This is a genomic window from Luteirhabdus pelagi, from assembly GCF_016827595.1.
GTDB classification, from domain to species: domain Bacteria; phylum Bacteroidota; class Bacteroidia; order Flavobacteriales; family Flavobacteriaceae; genus Luteirhabdus; species Luteirhabdus pelagi.
Genome location: NZ_JAECMS010000043.1, coordinates 1 through 624, shown reverse-complemented (window position 1 = coordinate 624; position 624 = coordinate 1). Strand labels below are relative to the sequence as shown.

The window sequence follows — 624 nt, the reverse complement described above, 5'->3', positions numbered from 1 at the left end:
ACAACGGTCTTGTATAACGCCTCTGTGGCGCGGTCATCAATTTACGTATTTTTCAGTTAGGATAGGAGTGTTAGTTTTTTTGTAGGAAATCAAATACTCTTAGACTGCCCAGCGGCATGAGCGTTATACGTTGTTGGCATACGTTTTTATTCAGATTTTATATCATTAAGAGATTTATTCGATATAACTATAGTTTTCGCCCATAAATCACCAACTCTTTGATTCAAATCAGTATTCTTTATCGTAATTATTCCAATCAATCCGAATAGGAACATATCAATTGGATCCAAAAGGTGTCTTTTTAAAGATTCACCAAATGTCAATTTCCGGATTGTTCCGCTTTTTGGTATTGGTTTAAGCCCAACAATTGAATTCCCAAGTGTTGCTCCATATCCTATCTCAATTCCAACAGTCATTATCAACCAAAATGTAACAGGTAGTAAAGCTGGTAATCCGTTGAGCGAGTAGCCACCTTCTCCATTTGGTTCGCCTATTGTATAAGCTAAAGTAAAAGTTACGCCATAGATGATTAAATAATCTATAAATCCAGCAACAAATCTATTTGAAAGATTTGGTTCAGTTTTTATTTTTTTCATGATTCAGTTCAAAAATGGATGCCAACGG

General features: G+C 35.1%; 1 protein-coding gene. It reads right to left on the bottom strand.

From position 1 onward, the window contains the following. Positions 1-146 precede the first annotated feature (146 nt). Positions 147-596, bottom strand: coding sequence for an RDD family protein (locus I4Q58_RS15495; protein ID WP_203296820.1), 450 nt, complete (start codon positions 594-596; stop codon positions 147-149). Positions 597-624: the final 28 nt, after the last annotated feature.

Coding starts and splice junctions, on each gene's coding strand:
- I4Q58_RS15495 (WP_203296820.1), bottom strand. CDS start 596: ATGAAAAAAATAAAAACTGAACCAAATCTTTCAAATAGATTTGTTGCT.